Origin of the sequence: Cloacibacillus porcorum, from assembly GCF_001701045.1 — a bacterium.
In the GTDB taxonomy this organism is placed as follows: domain Bacteria; phylum Synergistota; class Synergistia; order Synergistales; family Synergistaceae; genus Cloacibacillus; species Cloacibacillus porcorum.
Genome location: NZ_CP016757.1, coordinates 201,175 through 220,018, shown reverse-complemented (window position 1 = coordinate 220,018; position 18,844 = coordinate 201,175). Strand labels below are relative to the sequence as shown.

Sequence of the window (18,844 nt, the reverse complement as noted above, 5' to 3'; positions counted from 1 at the left end):
GCCTCCTTATCCGATTTGGTGTTGCGGGATTTTATCCTGATATTTAATAGCAATAGGGGATATCTTTTTCTACGGCGTTGGGTATCCAACGGGGAACCGGCGGTACCAGCTGGCTCTCGTCCGGGACCCTCAGTTCGATAAGCACGGGGCCCTGATACTCTATCGCCTCTTTCAGTGTCTCCGTTATCTTCGCGGGATCGTCAAGCTTATACGCCTTTACCCCGAAGGCCCTTGCCACACCCGCGTAATCCACCACGCCAAAGTCCGTGGCGAAGAAGTCGGAACGGTAGACATGGGCGGTCTCACCCTTTATCCAGCCAAAGACGTTGTTGTTGCAGACTATCATCTTTACGTTGACTCCGAGGCGGGCGTATGTCTCAAGCTCCCCGCAGTTGAAATGGAAGCTGCCGTCTCCGCCCAGCGCGATGATCGTATGGTCCGGATGCGCCACCGCCGCGCCGATAGCCGCGGGAAGGGCGTATCCGAGCGCACCATTGGAATAATTCGAGAGGAAAAGACGCCCCTGCTCCCTCTGCTTTATATAGGCCGCGGAGAAGATGCTGCCGACGCTTGGCTCCACAACGATATGGCTTTTTGCAGGAAGCAGAGCCTCAAGCTCCTTCATAAAACGGACCGGATGTATCGGCAACTGCGTCGATTTTACAAATTCGCGGAGGGACTCGTCGAGCGCCTTCATCGCCGGCGCGGCCTCACAGCCGTTTTCCGCGTTGGACTTAATTCCCTCGGCCCTTATCTTCTCAACCATCATACCCACAGTGGCCTTGGCATCGCCGAGAAGGACGACGTCGGTGCGGTAATTATTCCCCGCGTCCACGCCGTCGATGTTCAAATATATCACCTTCAGACCACCGCTCTGCTTCGGAAGCTTCCAGGCATCGGTGCCGGCGGAGTCCGTGTTCGAACCGATGAAAAAGACAAGATCCGCCGTCTCAAGAAATTTGTTGGAATAGCTCGTGCCGCCCCTGGCGCCGATGAGGCGTATAGAAAGAGGATGCGTCTCGGAAATCGTCCCCTTGCCCGTCATCGTGCAGCCGACGGGGATATTGAGCTCCTCCGCAAGGGCCCGGACCTCGTCGCCCGCGTCCGAGATCAGCGCCCCCTGTCCGCAGACGATGACCGGACGCTTCGCGGCGGCCAGCAGCTTCACCGCCCTGTCGATCTGCGAAAAATCGGCCACGGGGCGATAGGCCGGCCATTTGGCCATGCAGGGATCGGCATAGAGGTCGTCAACTTCGGCCTCCTCCGTATATACATCCATCGGCACCCTGATATGCACGGCTCCGGGACGTCCGGAGAGGGCGACGCGGAAGGCCCTGCGGATGAGGAAGGGGATATCTTTAGCCTTCGTTATCAGGATGCTCTCCTTCGTGATCGCGCTGTAGAGGCGGTTCTGATCGAAGCCAGAGAGCATATTTCTCTTATCGTTGTTGTACGGCACATCCGAAGTAAAACAGATCGTCGGAACGGCACCCGTAAAAGATTCAAGGACACCTGGCACGGGATGAGAGCCGCCGGGGCTCGGAGCCTCGCTGATACCGACCCTGCCGCTGACCTTGGCGTATGCCTCGGCCATATAGGCGGCCGCGCGCTCGTCATGGGTCAGGATATGTTCTATATCCGAACATTTCAGCCATTCCCGGTAAAAACCCAAAGTCGTCTCTCCGGGCAGGCCAAATACATGCTTTACCTCATGCAGCCGCAGCATCTCCAATATAATCTGCGCACCTGACATCTTCATACGCATACCCCCACTCAGCATTTGTTTTATTTTGAAAAAATGACTATCGCCGCCCGTCACGGATGAGCAACTATACTATAAACATAATTATCTGTACTGTCAACCAAGAAAAATTACTCTAGGGTTTATTTTTTATGTGCCTATGAATAATAATGCCGCCATTTACAGTTCTCCTCGAAGCGAGCGACAAAAAGGCCCGCGCCGTAAAGACGCGGGCCTTTTATTGATTATTGTCCTAGAGGATAATAGAGGAGGCCGTCACTCCAGATAAAGCTTTTTGGCGTTATCAACGACGTCGGTGAGGTGTTTTCCCATCAGCATCGAAGCCCTCTCGGGATCGCGGTCCTTTATCGCCTGCAGGACCTTCTCATGTGATACGTTGACGGGCTGGTTATACATTTTGAATGTCCCGATAAAAAAGTCCTGCCACTGGACCGAGAGGCCTATCAGGTCATAAAGGTTGCTGAGTATCGAGCTGCGGGCCATCTTCATGATCGTCTTGTGGAAGGCCGCGGAATGGTCCGCGTAATTCTCGTTTTTCTCCATCCCGCTGTACTGGGCCTTAACTATATTTTCCAGCTCGGCGATATCCTCCGGCGTAGCCTTGAGCGCCGCCAGATAGGCCGCCTCACGTTCGAGGGCGCGTCTCGCCGTCAGGATATCGACGACGTTATAGTTTTGCGTGAGGCCCTTTTCCATCAACTTTTTCAGCGTCTCTCCGTACCTTTTAGCCGCTTCAAGATCCGCGAGTCTTTCAATGCCCGTATCAGTTATGACATGCCCCTGGAATCCACGGCGTTCAAGCAGCCCCCTTTGGCGAAAAGAGCGGAGCGCCCTGCCAATGCCGGCTTCGCTTATCGAGATGCCCTGACTCTCCAAAACCTCGCCGATCGCGCCCGCCCCCAACGGCGACCCGGCATCACGCATCATATGCAGGATAGGGAATTCCAAAGGATTGACATTCTCTTCTACTGTCTTCATAACGTTCCTCCAAACATATTTAAGCAGACTGCCGGGCCGGAGCCATGAAATAATTATAAGCTACATATAACGGTGATTTTATCACTGACGGTAAATTTCCGTATAAATCCGTATCATAATGATAACACTGCCCCTATAGTTATTCAAACCCAAACTATTCCCTGACGAAAATAAACTTCTATATTAAATTATAATTACGTGATTGACAAATACCCTAGCCTAATGTAGTTTTATTAACGCTTTGGCCTGTTACGGCCACTTTATAAAACTTTCAGGAGGCATCATTTATATGGAATCATACGCAACAGATCTGCTGACGGCGCTTGCCGTCGTCATGAACGGAGTGCCGCAAGGGCTGCTCTCGCTCTCGCTCGGCTTCGCGGCCTTTCCCACCGCGATAGCTTTCCTCATCGGAGCCGCAGGTTCTTTCGCCTTCAATTCCGTGGCGACGATATCCTTCCAGGCAGAGACGATCGCCGTCGCCGGTAAGCTCGGCAGCACGCCGCGTGAAAGGATGAGCCTCGTATTCTGGGGCGCGCTCTTCCTCCTCATCCCCTCGTCGCTCGGCCTCAACGAAAAGATCGTCGAGCTGATCGGCCCCGTCATCGTCAACGCGATGATGGCCGGCGTCGGCGTAATGCTCGCGCTCGTCTCGATCGATATGCTTGAGGCCGAAAAATATTCCGGCATCTCCTCAATGGCGGTCGCCCTCGCCACCTGGTTCATCACCTTCGACCTCGCGAAGACGGTCATCATCTCCGTCATTGCGGCGACGATAGTCTTCAATATCATGAAAAAATATGGAAAAGTCGAGGCGCAGGACCTCTGCGTGGACGAGAGCCGCGAAAGGCTCACGCTGGGAAATATCGAATGGAAGATCTGGAAGTATCCGAAGATCCTCGTCAGCGGCCTCGCCCTCGCCTGCCTCAACATCGGAGCCAACATCAGCTTCGGGAAGATAACGGGCAGTATCGCTAACACCAGCGCGAACATCGATCACCTCGCGATATACTCCTCGCTCGCCGACATGGGCTCCACCTTCTTCGGCGGCGGCCCCGTGGAGGCGATCATCTCCGGCACGGCGACCGCGCCGCATCCCGTGGGGGCCTCCATCCTCATGATGCTGATAATGGCGGCGATACTATTTTTTAAACTGCTGCCCGTCCTTGGCCGCTACGTCCACAGCTCCGCCATCTCCGGCCTCCTCTTCGTTCTCGGCGTCTTCGTCACCTTCATCTCAAACATCCAGGCCGCCATCTCGCTCGCGCCCGCGGCGCAGGGCCCCTTCGGATTCTCCCCCTGGGGTATGGCCATCGGGGCGACCGTCATCGTTTCCGCCCGCTGGAATCCCTTCTACGGGCTGCTCGCCGGCGTGGCGATCAAACTGATATTCGGACTATAAGGAGATATGATTATGAATGAAACCTACACTCTGCATGTCGCGGGACTGACACGGGAGCTGAAAAAGGTCCGCGTGGCCCCCAACCTCCGTATCGCCTCCTTTGTAATGCTCGGAGACACACGGCTCATCGAAAGATGCGCCGACGCGCTCTACGAGGAGATCAAAAAGCTGGGAACAATAGAGATGCTGGTCTGCCCCGAGGCGAAGGGCATCCCCCTCACGCACGCCCTCGCGGTGCGTATGGGCGTCGACTATGTCGTCGCGCGCAAGTCGGTAAAGGGCTATATGGAGCACCCCATCATCGCCGAGGTCAAATCGATCACGACGACGGAAAAACAGATCATCGTCATCGACGAATTCGACGCCGCGAAACTCAGCGGCAAGAGGGTCTGCGTCGTCGACGACGTCGTCTCTACGGGCGGCTCGCTGCGTTCGCTCGAAGAGGTGCTCGCGAAAACAGGCTGCACGGTCGTCAGCAAAGTCGCCGTCCTGCTCGAAGAGGGCGGCTACTCGAAGGACGACCTCATCTATCTGGAGAGGCTGCCGGTCTTTAAAGATCAGTAACATCCCTTATAGGTTCGTAAAACCCATGTAAAAACGAGAAAGTGGCCCTTTTTTGAGGGCCGCTTTTCTCTTTTTCTGCTATTATATTAAAATGAAAAATCATCCGGGGGTACCTTCATGAATAACATACAGCACCTGAGATATGCGGTCGAAGTTGAGAAGACGGGCTCCATTTCACGGGCGGCGGAAAACTTATTTATGGGACAGCCGCATTTGAGCAAGGCTATCCGCGAACTTGAGGAGGATATGAATATCACGATATTCAACCGCACCTCCAAGGGCGTCGTGCCGACGCCGCAGGGGGCGCAGTTCCTTGAGTACGCGCGCAACATCCTGATGCAGATAGATGAACTGGAATCGCTATACAAACCCTCCGGATCGCAGACATTCAGCCTCTCGCAGCCGCGCGCGAGCTACGCCGCCTACGCCTTCACAAAGTTCACCCAGACCCTCGACGGCGGCGAGGCCATCGACCTCAAATACCGGGAGACCAACTCGATGCAGACGATAAAAGACGTCAGCGACGGACACTTCGGCCTCGGTATCGTACGTTATCAGGACATTCACGAAAAATACTTCCTCTCGGCGCTTGACGAACGCGGCCTCAAATATGAGACCATCTGGAACTTCGAGTATCTCGCGCTGATGTCGCGGGAACATCAGCTTGCGGCGGCCCCGGAGATAAGCTACAGCGACCTGCGCCAGTTCACGGAGATCGTCCACGACGACAACTCCGTTCCCGCGATGCCCGTCTCCGAAGCGCGGATGCTCGCTCAGAAGCATGAGAAGAAGAAAAAGATCGCCGTCTATGAACGCGGCATACAGTTTGAGCTGCTCCAGAGGCTGCCCTGCACATACATCTGGGTCTCGCCGATGCCGCGCGAGGTGCTCGACTGCTTCAGCCTCGTACAACGCCCCTGCTGCGACGCCGACAACTCCTTCCGCGATATTCTTATATTCCGAAAAAATTACCGTTTTAGCCGTGAAGATAAGACTTTTATTAAAAATTTAAAAGAAACCGTCGCGGAAGTTTCCGACAACCTCAAATAAGCAAAGTATACCGATATTGTAATATCGATATACTTAAATTAGTACCTGCAATTTGTGAAAGATATAAATTAACATTTACTCCGTAGGGTAGAAAATCACGGGGCGTTATGCCTCTATTCGCACTAAGGGGAGTGAATGAAGATGAAATATCCGAAACTGTTCGCACCAGGAAAAATCGGAAATCTCACCGTTAAGAACCGCATCGTTATGGCGGCGCTGGCAATGGGCGTTGCCGAAAAAGACCAGACTATTGGGCCGGCCTTTCTCGCCTATCTGATGGAGCGCGCCAAAGGCGGCGTGGGAATGATTGTGCTTGAAAATACCCGCGTGGACGACAAACACGGCGTCGCCGCCGAATGCCAGGCAAGCGTCGCGCGAGACGAACATATAGCCCCGCTCGCGGCGGCCGCCGAGGCGCTGCATAAAGAGGGCGTGGTATTCTTTACCCAGCTCCACCACCCCGGACGCGAGACCTTCTCAAACCTCAACGGCAGCGAGCCGGTATGGTCCTCCTCCTCGCGTCCCTGCGGCGTCTGCCAGCAGGAGACACACGAGATGACGACGGAAGAGGTCGAAGAGGTGATCGCGAAATTCGTCGCGGGCGCCGTTCGTTCGCAAAAGGCGGGCTGCGACGGTGTGGAACTCCACGGCGCGCATGGATACCTCATCAGCCAGTTTCTCAGCCCCTATACAAACCAGCGCACAGACCGCTTCGGCGGCAGCTTTGAGAAGCGCTTCAACTTCGTAAAGGAGATAACTGAGGGCATCCAGAAAGCCTGCGGCAGGGATTTCCCTATCGGCATCCGTCTGACCGTCGACGAACTGCTCGCGCCGAACGGCGTCAAGGAATACCTCACGCTTGAGGACGGCGTCAGGATCTGCCAAGCCTGCGAAAAACTGGGCATGGTCTACATCAACGTCTCAAACGGCATATACGAATCGTTCAACTCGCTCTCCGAGCCGATGACCTATCCGCAGGGCTGCCGCAGCGAGAGGATACGCGCCGTCAAAGAAAAGGTCGGCATCCCCGTAATCGCCGTCAACATGGTCAAAGAACCCTGGTTCGCGGAAAAGATGCTCGAAGAGGGGCTCGTCGACTTCGTCGGCCTCGGACGCGCCGTCGTCGCCGACCCCCAGTGGGCGAAGAAGGCATACGAGGGACGCGAAGACGAGATCAACCGCTGCATCTCCTGCACCTTCTGCTTCGAGACTCTCGTCGCGGACACCATCGCCGGCAAAGGCCCCGTCAAATGCGCGGTGAACCCGCGGGCGGCGCGCGAAACGCTCTACCCCGCATTCAAAAAGGAGGGCGCGGGACGCACGGTCGCAATCGTCGGCTCAGGCCCCGCGGGACTTGAAGCGGCGCGCGTACTCGCCGAACGAGGCTTCGCCCCCGTAATCTTTGAAAAAGGGGAAAAAGCAGGCGGCCAGATAAACATCGCTGACAAGCCGCCCCATAAAGAAAAGATCGACTGGATCATTGAATATGAACTGAAACAGCTCGCCATGAAGGGCATCACGGTAAAGACCAATACCGAGGCGACGCCGGAAAATATCAGGGCGCTGGCCCCCTACGCGGTGATAATCGCGACGGGCGCGGAATCCATTCGTCCGCGGTCGATAAAGGGCGTGAACAACGCCAACGTGCTCACCGTTGACGAGACGCTGCTCGGCAGGCCGGAGATCAGCGGCAAAAAGGTGCTGCTCATCGGCTCCGGCGCGACGGGGCTCGAAACGGCGGAGTTCCTCTGCGCCAAAGGCAACGAGGTGACCGTGGCGGAGATGCTCGACGCGATCGGCAAGGGCGTCTACGTACAGCATTACCTTGACGCAATGGACAAGCTTTCAAAGTACGACGTCAAATATCTGCCAAGCCACAAGCTGACGGAGATCACGGCAGACGGCGCGGTGCTCGAAGATCTCAAAGAAAACAAAAACGTCACCGTGCCCGCAGATTATGTCGTGCTCTCCCTCGGCGTCAAATCCGTCAACACCCTTGAGGCCGAGTGCAAAAAGTTCTGCGACAAGACCTTCGCCGTCGGCGACGCCCGCCAGCCCGGACGAGTAGAATCGGCGGTACGCGAAGGCTTCGAGGCCGCCTGGGACCTTAAATAAGCATTTCCTGTACGCACATCGATAAAACCCCTCGAAAGAGAGTCCCCGGCCAAGCGCGCCCGCTTGGCCGGGGACTCTTATTAACTCAGTCTTAGAGCTCTATCGCTGAGACATACACCCGCGCCTTTCTCTCGCCGCGCACCGTAAGCGTTCCGTCCTGGACCATCCGGTTCAAAATTCGTTTTGTCGTGGATTCCGCAAGGCAAAGAATCTCCCTCGCCTCTTTATTGGAGATGCTTCCGTTCTCTCTCACATAAGCGAATATAAGTTCCTGTCGATCTTTTTTTATCGGCTTTTTATCGGCTTTTTTTATCGGCTTTTTATCGGCCTGGCGATAGATGTATGCGTACTCCGAAGATGAGACAAGTTGTTTGACGGCCTTTTTATCTTAAATTTAATCGCCCCAGCTATACCGATATTGTTATATCGATATTCAAAATATGTATCTACAAGATTTATGGGAGCGGTACTAGAATATCATTGTACACAGAGTTCCGGTTCACACACCGGATTGTTAGATAGATGACCCTTCATTTTCCAACCTCTACACAAAACCCCTCAAAGCCCTCCTGACGCGGGAGGGCTTAACCCTTTCTCTATCCGCGCGCGGCACCGTGGTTTTATTACAGGCCGTGATCGATTTTGTATGTCACGGAAACGGCTTTCCCTATCACTTGGAACAAACCTCCGTTAAGATCGTCTTTTAGAACGGTTGCTGATACGCCGCGTGAATCTATTAAGTCAAAACCGCCATCTGCCCTAAACGAAATACGTTTCAACGCTAGGGCCTCCTTATACTGGACTAACACGATATCAAAATCATGATAACTTTCCAGAGGATTTATCGTTACCTCAGCACCGTTTGGTATTTGGAAATTTTCCATATGCGCCGTCTCTGTAATTATCACAAATGGCCGCTTTATGAAAGAATTTTTCAGCTGTACCGCCAACTGCGCGAAAGAATATACCGGCAAATCATTATTTCGCGCATCGGCAAATAACGGTGCTGCGGAAATTACAACATTTTTGTCTTTACGCTGCTGGTGTTGCGTGCGGTACATCGGCGCAAGCGGCTCGGAAAATTCAATCTCTCCAAGGAGATAGGCAACGGAAGTGCCATAAACCTCGGCGATTGAGAGCAGCACCTGATTTGAGGGGATTTTCTTGCCTCTCTCGATCTCGCTGAGATATGCCTGAGTTATTCCAAGGAGCCGCGCCATCTCGCCCTGCGAACGTTCGCCGCGGATCTGTATCATTCTTTCGCTTAATATATTCTTATTATATTTCATTTTTTCAATATAGCTGACAGCTGATTGACTTGCCAACAGTTTTTAACTCAATTTTAGCTATAAGCATTGACATAATTAAGCTAATAGCTAAAATAAGCATAAGCGCTTGTTCCAGTAATTTTACGTTTTTACAAAACAATACACCTTTATCATGAAATTACCTTATAAAGGGTGGTTATTGTTGTTATTTTGCCATAAAAAAGAATAGTTCTACGGAAATTGCACAGCATGATGCAAAATCCTGCGCATCGTTGAAAGTGGACGGTATCGTCCACAAGAGGGAGGTTGAAAATCTCATTTGCACAAGGTTTTTATATTTGCGTTTGTGATCGCTGTTTCTCTGTCAGCTATAGGCGCTCAGGCGGAAAGTTACAAAAGGACTTTACGTGAGTATGTCGAAGGCAGTGTTCTTATGCTTGTAATTATAACGGAGGAGGAAACAAATTTAGAAAAAAAAGATAAAACCTTATTTGACGGGATCATATCTGAAAAGGCAAAACGTTTGGCGGAGACAGCCGACGCGGAAGTTGTCTCGTATATCGTATTCCCCGCCGAAGGCGGAGGAAAACTTTATATTCACATGCATTCGGACACCTTGACTACGGTACAGATCATTAAAAGGCTTAGCGCAGAACCGGACGTCATAAACGTGAGGCCAAACTATATAAACAGACTGGATACTATGTAAAACATACGGAAAGGATGAACAGGATGAATAAACAGATGAAGAGACTGGTGTTGTCTCTATTTTTGTTAGTAATACTTTGTGTATCAGCATTTGGGCAGGAACGAACCAAATATGACTTTAAATTAAATTTGGACAAGATTTCATCCGGCGACAACACGGCTGTCAATCAGGCCTTTTCTAAGGGGAGATATATTGAAGGCAGCGTATTGGTAGTAGCAAAAAAACCGCAGCAAGACCGCCTTACGTTATCAAAAATGTCTCACACGCAGGCGCTCGACAAAATCAACAACGTCAGCGCCGGCGTTGCCAGGTCTGCAAACGCCGTTCTCGCAGCCACTTACGATGCCGTGTCAATTAATTCTGATAAGGTAGTAATGATGATCTATTCCAACGAGAAGACGACGGAAGAGCTGATTAAAGAGCTGAAAAAAGACAGCAACGTATTGAGCGCCGTTCCTAATTATATACACTATATTTCTACGGCAAAGAATGTGGAAAATGAGAAGGCAAGCGGGCAAAACATGTCTGCCGCAGCCAGCCCCAACGACCCAATGTATAACGAAATGTGGGGCCTAAGCGCAATAAACGCTCCCTCCGCGTGGGATAAAACGACGGGTAAGGAAGATGTCTACGTTGTCGTTCTAGACACAGGCATCGACCATGAACACGAAGACTTAGCGGGCAATCTGGGAACTTTCAATGGCAATTACGCGGGATGCGGGGTTCTTCAAATATACGATATTTATAAGAAGAGTGGTGATACAGAGGAATTTATAGGTACTAACACTAAAAAAATAAGCGGACAATTCGACCCTGATGACGTGCGTTTAGATTCATGGGGGGATCTCGACAGCCATGGGACCCATGTGGCAGGAACTATCGGCGCTGTAGGAAATAATAGCCTGGGCGTCACCGGCGTGAACTGGAAGGTCAGGTTACTTGGCATCGGTATGACCAACGTAACCCTTGATAATAATAATGAAGTACAATGTATCGATACAGATGGATTCTCTACTGGACAAATAATCGAAGGTTTGAACATAATCCTTCAGCAGAAAAAGGCAGGACTGAATATCCGCGCCGTCAATATGTCTTGGGGAGGTTGGTACACGCCACCATATCAATATGAACTTGAAGACGACCCTTATTATGTGGCATTCAAGGCTGTGTCTGATGCCGGCGTGATTCTCGCCGCCGCCGCCGGCAATGAATTTCAAAATTTGGACGCACCCGGAGGGCCAGGCAGCGATCCCTATAACCCCAAAGAAGATTATAGATGGAAAATATGTGTTCCCGCATGCTTTAAGCTGGCTAATTTAATCACCGTCGGAGCAGTCAGCGCCGATAAATCATGGTGTGATTTTTCCAATTACAGTCCAAATTACGTTGATATTGCAGCGCCAGGCGCGGCGATTATGAGCACTCTCCCAAGGTACGTTTGGCTTAACGGCAAGGTAACGTCAGAGGATCTTTATGGAAAGTATAATGGTACCTCCATGGCCGCTCCGCACGTAACCGGTGCGGTGGCGCTGCTCTGCGCGGCCTATCCAGATAAGACGGCGGGAGAGATAAAGGAGCTTCTGCTCAACAACGCCGACAAGAATTTCGCCAAGGAAGGCAAATCCGCATACGGAATGCTTGACCTCGGCGCGGCGATGAAAGCCGGGGCTCCTGCTCCGACTCCCACGCCTAAGCCGTCGGGCGGCAGCAGCGGATGCAACGGCGGAATCCCATTTGTGGCGCTGTTGTCAGTCATGGCTGTGGCATTTTTCAAAAAGAAAAGATAGCTCCAGAGATAATCCTCACTGAAAAAATGCGGGGCGTGCCTTCACGGTACGCCCCGTCTTTTATGTTTCTTGATCCTTCGAGATTATCCCCGATTCTGTGTAAACCTCGAACAAGTCGTAGAATATCTAAGACAATTTTCCATATGGGCCTTTTCTGTGATTATTACAAAGGGATGTGTTACAAAAGAATTTTTCAGCTGCACCGCCAACTGCGCGGGGGAATAGACCGACAGGTCATTGTTTTGCACAGAGGGAAACAACAGCTCCTTGCTGCCAGAAACCTTTTCCTCTATCTAGCTGAGGTATGCCTGCGTTATACCAAAGCGTCTTGCCATCTCGCCCTGCGAGTGTTTGCCGCGCGTCTGTATCATTCTTTCACTTAAAATATTCCTATCGTATTTCATTTTTTTAATATAATCGCCACTGAAAAAAGCATTTTTCCTAAAATTTCAAGCACCAACTCAAAAATCTGACGTTACCAGGCGGAGTCAAAGTGCCGATTACCATAGCTTTATAAAAAAACTTTGGATTAGGTTATTCTAGCGGCTTTCTTAATACCGTTTTACCTGTCTTTGCCTTGAGTAAATCACCGTCTCTCCATATTAGATCCCCACGTAAGAAAGTTGCTTCAACATAAGCCTTTGTTTTAAAACCTTCATAGGGAGTAAATGTACTTGAGGAATGAAGGTTTTCAGCTTTAATTGTAACTTCTTTGTTTAAGTCTAAAATTGCAATATCTGCATCGGCTCCAATTCGAAGAGTCCCTTTTCTAGGCAACATCCCAAAAATTTTCGCCGCATTGTAAGAAAGAATTTGCGAAACTCTTTGTAAAGAAATACCTCTTTTTCTTGCTTCGGTAATAATTAAAGGAGCTATAGTTTCAATTCCAGGAAAACCGCCAGGGCTGTACCATACACTTTTCTTTTTGTCGAGGCCCAGAGAACAATGGTCTGTTCCAATGGTATTTATAGTTCCATCTTTAATGCATTCCCACAAATAATCCAATGTTTCCCGGTTCCGCATTGTTGGGGTAACCTTAGCAATTGCTCCGGGCATTTTATTTGCCTCTTCGTGAGTCAGTACAAGGTATTGGGGACAGGTTTCTACGAATACCTTCACGCCGCTGTTTTTACGCGCTTCTTTCACAACGTTTATGGCTTTTATGGAAGATACGTGCGGCACATAGACTGTTGCCCCCGTTTCAGCGGCGTAATATAGCAGTCTGTGTATATTTTCCGCTTCCGCTATAGAGGGGCGGCTCTTAGCAAAATCTGAAAAGGATATATTTTCTTTATCTTTTTCCGTCATAGATCTCTGGAAAAATTCAATAAGGTCGTCATTTTCACAGTGTACAATCGCCAATGTGCCGGGCACTTCGGAAACTTTGTTTAAGGCGGCATATATAATGCCGTCTCTTACTCCGATAGCCCCCATTTTAATAGCCCCCTCCATACCTACGTAGCTCATGAAGAACTTGAATGAGGTATGGCCGAGCTCCGCATAGGAGGCTATTTCATCTATCTGTTCATAAGAGCTTAAGTTAAGATGCAAGGCGATGTCAACTGAAGAATTATTGTCAATTATGTCTGTTATTTCATCCAGAACTTCATGGTAGCTGGTCTGGGGCGGCCTAAATTTCGTAAGTTTTGAAGCTTTTGCCATCTGGCATACAGTCGTAACTCCGCCTGCCGCGGCTGATATCGTTTCAGAGCGGCAGTCGTCTTCAAAGGAATTAAAATTCCCCAGATGAACATGAGTATCTATAAACCCCGGGAACAAATATTTATCAGCTGCGTCATACACCTTACAGCCTTCCTCACAAAGGCCTCTTCCGATTGCGGTAACAATCCCGTTTTCAATTTTAATGTCAGCTTTAATTTCACCATATTCAGGATTGACGATGGTGCCGTTCTTGATGACCCATTTTTCAGATTCCATAATATCTCTCCTTTACGCACATTAAAGCTAACTGCAATTCATTGTTAATTTATCAAATCTAAATTATTGTGGCATATACTCCTTCCGGTAAAAAATATAGTTTGCACTAAATTTTACCGGAAAAAGTACATGCCGCAGCTTTAAACATAAACGTCAGCTTTAACTGACAGATGCTTGTATGAGGGTAAATGTCTCAGCTAAGGTATTCGATTTAGGTTTAATTTAAGAGCTAAAATAGAAACAACAGACCTTAATGTTCTTTAGAGTGGTCTTCTATTTCAACGTGTACCTGAACCTCTTCCTCTGCCTCTTCTTCTATATTGTTCTTAAACATTTCCTCAAGGTAGTCGGCAGGAAGGATGCACTCGCGGCAGCCGCCGGGGAAAACTACAATTTTAATATTAACTGTGTTGCCTTCAATTGAGCTAATCTCAATTTTGGAACCATCTGATGCGAAACTCTCTTCGAGCGGCTCTAATGCGCTCTTTACTACTTCCTTATCTACCACCATTATTCCTCCTTCAGAGAAGTCAAAAGCAATTAGAAATTTAAATGATTCTCGATACAGCAAAAATAACATGGTCAACTTGCCTTTTGCAGGGCACAGTTCAATGACAGGCACACGGCAAGTGACCATGTTATTCCATTCTAGTATACTACTTCTTTATCTCCACTGTTGTCGGGCATCCGATGTTCATGGAGAGAGCTGACTTTCCGGCAGCCCCGCCGATAACCGCGATATCGAAGTAGCTTGGGTCTCTTACCATCGGAACTTCTGTGTCATCCGATGCTGTGGCAAGCCATCTGTAACCGGGGTGTACGGTACCGTCTTTAATACGTGGGATAACCAGATGTTTGAACTGCCCCCAGGCACGGCGGCACTTTGCATAGAGGTACTGTCTAACGTCGAATTTGGTCCAGCCACTGTTGGTAATCAGCCTGGCATGGTCAGGCGCAAAGATGACAGTTACATGCATGACGTTGGGATCGATGAACCCCATCCAGCTGCGCGCGCCGGGCCATCCCATAGTGTCTATTGTGCAGGCAATAGTCATAAGGAGGTCTTCAGGTCTGCCGCTTTCGAGGTCCTCAACGTCCATAAATGACTGACAGGGCATCGTCGTGACACAGTTCGTTCCGGGCTTGAATCCCTTTTCAACATTGTACGGCTCGTTGAAGGGGTTGTCATCCTCGTTTTCGCAGGCACAGAGCGCGTATTTGTTAGGCGAACCGAGTGTGTCAATGTCGCGGATACTGGGATAGCAATGCCCGATATTCATCATCGTAAGACGTACCGCTCTTCCGATTGCGGTATTGACAGCTGAATATTTGCCGGGGCCAAGGCAGGCGCCTTCAGCCGTCATTCCTATCTCTTTGGCGATAGGTCCGTTTACCATCACCATCGGTGTATCTGCGCCGGATGACTGTGTCAGACTGGTAATGTTGAATCCATCTTTGTGCATTGCTTCGATTGCGGCTGCAACAACAGGAAGATGCGAAGGCTCGCATCCCGCCATGACGCAGTTGACCGCAATCTTTTCAATGGTCGCGACTCCGTTGCCGGGCTGATATTTAAGAAGCACTTCATCGCGTCCGCGTTTCGTGCCGGAGAGCATACGGTTAACTGCCGCCTCTGTCGGAGGAACTAAGGGGAGACCATCGCTCCAACCGTGGTTAATGAAATAACGATTGAGGTTTGTGCTGAAATCAAAGTAATTTTCTCCCTCAATTGTTATACGCTCAGGCTCTGCTTTTTCCTCGATGGGCCTTGCAGCTTCCGCCTCAGGCGTATCCAAGGCTTCGCCGTCCTGAGTAAGCCCCTTAACCACTGCGTCATAGAGAGCATCTGCAACCTGGGCAGCCTCTTCTTCAGGCAGTGAGTTGAGAGGATGCTCCATTACTGCTCTGCTGACTTTAAAGAGCCCTTTGAGGCGCAGTTCGGCATTGCTTATCAGCAAGAAGGGTTTAGCTATAAGCATTACAGTGGGGACGCCCATTTTTTCAAGGGCGCACAGGTCGCGCGTAAGCGTAACTGCGCTTGAGCCACAATCTGCCGTGGCGGCAACTACCGCTGCACAGCCGGCATCTGTCACGGCAGCGAAGGCCTCTTCGCTGTGGAACAAATCCTGTTTAAAAAACACTGTCTCAGCATTATAGTCCTTTTTCAGGCGTTCAGCTATTGTGTTTAATGCAACGTTGCCTTTTGACTTGCCATTCCACCATAAGGCTATTTTCTTACCTTCCAGGCAAGTCAGTCTAGCCGCAGGCGTTATAGCAGCCTCTGTCTCGACCTTAGCAACAGGATTCATTACTGTCGCTGAGAATTTTTCCGTTGACATACATATACCTCCTCAAAATACATACACTTATTTCATGATCATGATAACTTTGCGTACCTATGAAGCTGCATATAGTTCAGAGAACAGCTTTTTATTTAACCATGTTCGGCAGGAAAAGCACAATCTGGGGAACATAGGTAAATACAAGGAGCGCGCCGACATATATCGCAATCGGGACCCAGACATACTTCATTACCTGCTTAATCGTACGACCGGCTATTGCCGCGGCAACGTAGAGGCAGATGCCGTATGGAGGCGTAAACGTTCCTATTGCAAGGTTAATAACAACGATTACGGCAAAATGCACAGGGTCGATTCCATAGCTGTTGACAGCTATCGGCATTATTACCGGAATCAGGATCAGAAGAGCCGAGACGGTCTCCATGAAACAACCGACAATCAACAGGAAGATATTGACTACAAGCAGGAAGACAATTTTTGAACTGGAGAAATTGGTCATAAAATTGCCCACGAGCTCCGGCATATTGTTGATCGAGATCAGCCATGAAAATACGCTTGCCATTCCGCAAATAACCATGATACCTGCTGTAATAGCTCCGGTATCTACAAGGATATTAGGAATATCCGACCATTTTAGTTCCCTGTAGATGAAGAGTCCTACTACAAGGCCGACGAAAACTGCCATGGCGGCTGATTCCGTTGCCGTAAAGGCTCCTGTAACGATGCCGCCGACGACTATGACCGGCATTAAGAACCCGGGCAGAGCATTAATGGTAGATTTAATTACATCTTTCCATGAGAATGGCTTATCCTCGCGGTAGGCTGAGCCGTGCGTCTTGGCAAAACGGTATGCATAAATCATCATGGCAATGCACATCAGAATGCCAGGTATGACTCCTCCCATAAAGAGATCCTTCACAGAGACCGTGATCGGTGAACAGGTCGCCAAAACCACCATGAAAAGGCTCGGAGGAATGATCGGTCCCAGAAGGCCGCCGGCTGCGAGCATAACGGCAGTGAAATCAACGTCATATCCGCGTTTGCGAATTTCCGGCAGTATTATTGAAGAAAGAGCCGCGGTGGATGCTGACCCCGAACCGGTTATTGCCGCAAATCCGGCTCCGGCCAGAACAGTCATCAGGAGAAGACTGCCAGTTACCCATCCGACAACCGCGCTTGTCCAGTCAATAATGCGCCGTGCAATTCCTCCCCTGTCCATAAGCTGTCCAGCAAGGACAAAAAATGGAATAGCCATCAGGGGGAAGCTGTCGAGGCCCGCCATCATGCGTATCGCAATCGTATTCATCGGAATATCCATGAGATACAAGAATGCGGCCGAAACAGTTCCGATTGCAAAAACGATCGGCGTACCGCTGAAAATAGCCACTACGAAAAGAATAAATATTAGAGCTAACATTATTCTTTCGCCTCCGAATCTGTCGTTGATTTTAGCTGTTTCGCGTTAAAGACAACATATTCAATCAGCCAATAGAACAGCCCGATGGGTATTATGAAATATACATAGCTCATCGGCATGTTCAGCGCCGCGGATATCTGTAAGCCGCCGACGGCGATCAGATCAAAACTGCCGTATATGGCGACAACGAGGAATACAACGGCAAATATTCCGCAAAGCACAACGAGAATTTTTTTACTTGTGCCCTTAAGCACGCCTGTAAGGACGTCAACGCCGACATGCAGGTTGCGCTGCATCGCGACTCCGGCTCCAAAGAAAACCATCCATAACTGAGCGAATCTGGCGCTTTCTTCGGTCCATGAAATATCCATATCGTTCGGCAGGTAACGGCCTAAGATCTGAAGAAGTATCGCTATTACCATGTAAGATAATGTGATTACTATTCCAGTCTTGGCAATCAGCCTACAGACTTTAAGAATTTTCTCAAGTGTATTTATCATCTTAGATGATTATTTACCCATATCTTGGATCTGCTTCAGAACCTCTTTAAGCTCGGGCTTCTTTATATACTTATCCGCAACTTTCTGGGCAACCTCTTTGAAGGGCGCCACATCAGGCTTCGTGATGTTGACTCCGGCCTTTTTCATAGCATCCAGGCTGGCGCTTTCGCTCTTTGCATAGGCCTCGCGTTCAACCTTCGCTGAGTAAGCGGCAGCTTCCAGAATAGCCTTCTGGACATCCTTCGGATAGGACTGGAACTTCTTCTCAGACATCATCATAGCTGTGACGCAGCGGTACCAGCTAACGAGAGCCCAGTTGGGAGCGGGACGGTAGAACTGCTGGTTGTAGCAGCTGGTGTTTGAAGCTTCGACTCCGTCAATGACTCCCTGCTCAAGAGCGCTGAACTGTTCGCTGAAGGCCATAGGAGTCGCTTTCGCACCGAATCCGTTAAAGGCGTCGATATGAATTTGGGACTGCATAGTTCTGATCTTCATCCCTTTCAGATCCTTCATGCTGTTGACGGGCTTTTTGGACGCGATGTGACGAACTCCGGCGTCGTAGATAGCCAAAAGGCGAATGCCCTTCTTCGCGCAGGCGTCTACAAAGAATTTTCCGGGCGCGCCGTCAGAAGCTTCGTAGAAATGCTTATCGCTGTTGAAGAGGAAGGGAAGGTCGTAGACGATGAACTCCGGAATGAAATTCGTTACCACCGTTGTTGCTGAGGTAGCAATGTCAACGTTGCCAAGGAAGAGGCCTTCGGTCATTTCCTTTTCGCTTCCAAGCTGGCAGCTCGGGAAGACCTTAACCTCAAACTTGCCGTTTGTCGTTTCCTTCAGTTTTTTACCGAAAGCTTCGAGACCAAGCTGGTATGGTTCCTTGTTGGTTGCGCTGTGACCTGCCTTTAAAACGGTAGCGCCCGCGGCGAAAGCGGAAGCCGTAAAGGCTAATGACAGCACAAACGTCAAAAAGAGCACGAAAGATTTTTTCATAAGAATATCCCCCTTAGTCCAGTGTTTATTCAGTCAATTTTTTATGACTATCATATTGTTAAAG

Annotated in this window: 16 protein-coding genes; 6 read left to right on the top strand and 10 right to left on the bottom strand. The window is 50.0% G+C overall.

Features of this window, described 5'->3' with window-relative positions; genetic code table 11:
• Window positions 1-43: 43 nt before the first annotated feature.
• Window positions 44-1,759 carry a thiamine pyrophosphate-binding protein gene (locus tag BED41_RS00950; RefSeq protein WP_168160205.1) on the bottom strand — a complete coding sequence of 572 codons (1,716 nt, stop codon included), beginning with the start codon at window positions 1,757-1,759 and terminating at the stop codon, window positions 44-46.
• 258 nt (window positions 1,760-2,017) lie between these two features.
• On the bottom strand, window positions 2,018-2,740 hold the full coding sequence (locus BED41_RS00945) for a FadR/GntR family transcriptional regulator (RefSeq protein ID WP_066741925.1): 723 nt from the start codon (window positions 2,738-2,740) through the stop codon (window positions 2,018-2,020).
• A gap of 289 nt (window positions 2,741-3,029) precedes the next feature.
• Here BED41_RS00945 and BED41_RS00940 point away from each other — a divergent pair, with 289 nt between their 5' ends.
• The 4 genes from BED41_RS00940 (at window position 3,030) to BED41_RS00925 (ending at window position 7,871) form a co-directional block, all read left to right on the top strand.
• The gene (locus BED41_RS00940) at window positions 3,030-4,142 is read left to right on the top strand and encodes a guanine permease (protein WP_066741922.1); all 1,113 of its coding nucleotides are present in this window, start codon (window positions 3,030-3,032) and stop codon (window positions 4,140-4,142) included.
• A gap of 12 nt (window positions 4,143-4,154) precedes the next feature.
• Entirely contained in the window at window positions 4,155-4,706 is a 552-nt protein-coding gene (locus BED41_RS00935; RefSeq protein WP_066741918.1) for a phosphoribosyltransferase family protein, read from the top strand.
• A 117-nt stretch (window positions 4,707-4,823) separates the two neighbouring features.
• Window positions 4,824-5,756, top strand: a complete 933-nt coding sequence (locus BED41_RS00930; RefSeq protein WP_066741914.1) for a LysR family transcriptional regulator — start codon at window positions 4,824-4,826, stop codon at window positions 5,754-5,756.
• A gap of 141 nt (window positions 5,757-5,897) precedes the next feature.
• Window positions 5,898-7,871 carry an NAD(P)/FAD-dependent oxidoreductase gene (locus BED41_RS00925; RefSeq protein WP_066741911.1) on the top strand — a complete coding sequence of 658 codons (1,974 nt, stop codon included), beginning with the start codon at window positions 5,898-5,900 and terminating at the stop codon, window positions 7,869-7,871.
• Between the two features lie 91 nt (window positions 7,872-7,962).
• Here BED41_RS00925 and BED41_RS16885 read toward each other — a convergent pair whose 3' ends face one another.
• On the bottom strand, window positions 7,963-8,136 hold the full coding sequence (locus BED41_RS16885) for a winged helix-turn-helix transcriptional regulator (RefSeq protein WP_276795983.1): 174 nt from the start codon (window positions 8,134-8,136) through the stop codon (window positions 7,963-7,965).
• Between the two features lie 358 nt (window positions 8,137-8,494).
• A complete protein-coding gene (locus BED41_RS00920) occupies window positions 8,495-9,196 on the bottom strand; it encodes a helix-turn-helix domain-containing protein (protein ID WP_066741908.1) in 702 nt (233 codons plus the stop codon).
• Between the two features lie 262 nt (window positions 9,197-9,458).
• Between BED41_RS00920 and BED41_RS00915 the strand changes: the two genes are divergently transcribed.
• Both BED41_RS00915 and BED41_RS00910 read left to right on the top strand, forming a co-directional pair.
• Window positions 9,459-9,848 carry a hypothetical protein gene (locus BED41_RS00915; protein ID WP_157102221.1) on the top strand — a complete coding sequence of 130 codons (390 nt, stop codon included), beginning with the start codon at window positions 9,459-9,461 and terminating at the stop codon, window positions 9,846-9,848.
• A gap of 23 nt (window positions 9,849-9,871) precedes the next feature.
• A complete protein-coding gene (locus BED41_RS00910; protein WP_066741901.1) occupies window positions 9,872-11,635 on the top strand; it encodes a S8 family serine peptidase in 1,764 nt (587 codons plus the stop codon).
• Between the two features lie 534 nt (window positions 11,636-12,169).
• Here the strand turns inward: BED41_RS00910 and BED41_RS00905 are convergent.
• The 6 genes from BED41_RS00905 to BED41_RS00880 form a co-directional block, all read right to left on the bottom strand.
• Window positions 12,170-13,573 (bottom strand): dihydroorotase, encoded by a 1,404-nt coding sequence (locus BED41_RS00905; protein ID WP_066741897.1) that lies wholly within the window; start codon window positions 13,571-13,573, stop codon window positions 12,170-12,172.
• Window positions 13,574-13,823: 250 nt separating this feature from the next.
• A complete protein-coding gene (locus tag BED41_RS00900) occupies window positions 13,824-14,084 on the bottom strand; it encodes a NifU family protein (RefSeq protein ID WP_168160203.1) in 261 nt (86 codons plus the stop codon).
• 145 nt (window positions 14,085-14,229) lie between these two features.
• Window positions 14,230-15,912 (bottom strand): UGSC family (seleno)protein, encoded by a 1,683-nt coding sequence (locus BED41_RS00895; protein ID WP_066741891.1) that lies wholly within the window; start codon window positions 15,910-15,912, stop codon window positions 14,230-14,232.
• Between the two features lie 91 nt (window positions 15,913-16,003).
• Window positions 16,004-17,290 carry a TRAP transporter large permease gene (locus BED41_RS00890; protein WP_066741887.1) on the bottom strand — a complete coding sequence of 429 codons (1,287 nt, stop codon included), beginning with the start codon at window positions 17,288-17,290 and terminating at the stop codon, window positions 16,004-16,006.
• Window positions 17,290-17,712 (bottom strand): TRAP transporter small permease, encoded by a 423-nt coding sequence (locus BED41_RS00885; protein WP_168160202.1) that lies wholly within the window; start codon window positions 17,710-17,712, stop codon window positions 17,290-17,292. The genes BED41_RS00890 and BED41_RS00885 overlap by 1 nt, the downstream gene beginning before the upstream one ends.
• 87 nt (window positions 17,713-17,799) lie before the next feature.
• A complete protein-coding gene (locus tag BED41_RS00880) occupies window positions 17,800-18,780 on the bottom strand; it encodes a TRAP transporter substrate-binding protein (protein WP_066741882.1) in 981 nt (326 codons plus the stop codon).
• Window positions 18,781-18,844: the final 64 nt, after the last annotated feature.